The organism is Pantoea sp. Pa-EAmG, from assembly GCF_030024295.1.
Classification (GTDB): Bacteria; Pseudomonadota; Gammaproteobacteria; order Enterobacterales; family Enterobacteriaceae; genus Pantoea; species Pantoea dispersa.
Map to the genome: position 1 here is coordinate 1 of NZ_JASEWO010000365.1, position 1091 is coordinate 1091.

Annotated in this window: 1 protein-coding gene; it reads left to right on the forward strand. The window is 53.1% G+C overall.

Annotation, left to right across the window (positions count from 1 at the left end):
• The coding region (locus QMM04_RS22660; protein ID WP_282997127.1) for an arylsulfatase at window positions 1–1091 on the forward strand (1091 nt) is incomplete at both ends.

Here is a 1091-nt window from a genome sequence, read left to right on the forward strand (position 1 = left end):
TTGGTAAATCGCTTCTCGCCTCAATGCTTTCGGTGGCCTGCTGTTCCTGGAGTGCCCATGCGGCGCCAGACAACAGCGCACCGGCCACCGCCCCCGAGCAGAATAAAGATAAACCCAATATTGTCGTGATATTTGGTGACGATATTGGCTACTGGAACATCAGTACCTACAACCAGGGAATGATGGGGTACAAGACGCCGAATATCGACAGTATTGCGGCGGAGGGTGCGAAGTTTACCTCGTACTATGCAGAACAGAGTTCTACTGCAGGCCGATCGTCCTTTATCACCGGGCAAATGCCGTTCCGCACCGGGATGAGTAAGGTGGGGATGCCGGGCGCGCCACAGGGTCTGCAAAAAGAGGACCCGACCATCGCCTCGATTCTTAAACAACTGGGCTATGCCACCGGACAATTCGGTAAAAACCACCTCGGCGATCGCAACGAGTTTCTCCCCACCGCACACGGTTTTGATGAGTTCTTCGGCAATCTTTATCACCTGAATGCCGAAGAGGAACCGGAAAATCCAGACTATCCAAAAGATCCTGAGTTCAAGAAACAGTTCGGTCCGCGCGGGGTGATTAAATCGACTGCCGATGGCAAGATCGAAGATACCGGCCCGCTCAACGTGAAACGCATGGAAACCGTGGATGAGGAGACGCTGGCAGCCAATAACGATTTTATGGAACGTCAGGTCAAAGCCAATAAACCATTCTTCACCTGGTTTAATACCACGCGCATGCACAATAAAACGCATATCAAACCCGCCGATAAGGGCGTGACGGGGTTAGGCGATTACGCCGACGGTATGGTGGAACATGCCAAGATTGTTGGTGAGGTGCTCAAGAAAATTAAAGATCTCGGCATCGAAGACAATACTATCGTGCTCTATACCACGGACAATGGCCCGATGATCGCCACCTGGCCTGACTCCGGTATGACGCCGTTCCGCGGTGAGAAAAATACCGGCTGGGAGGGCGGTTTCCGTGTTCCGGCGATGATCCGATGGCCGGGTCACATTAAGCCCGGTACGGTCATCAACGATATGTTTGGCAGTAACGACTGGTTCCCTACTCTGGTAGCCGCTGCTGGT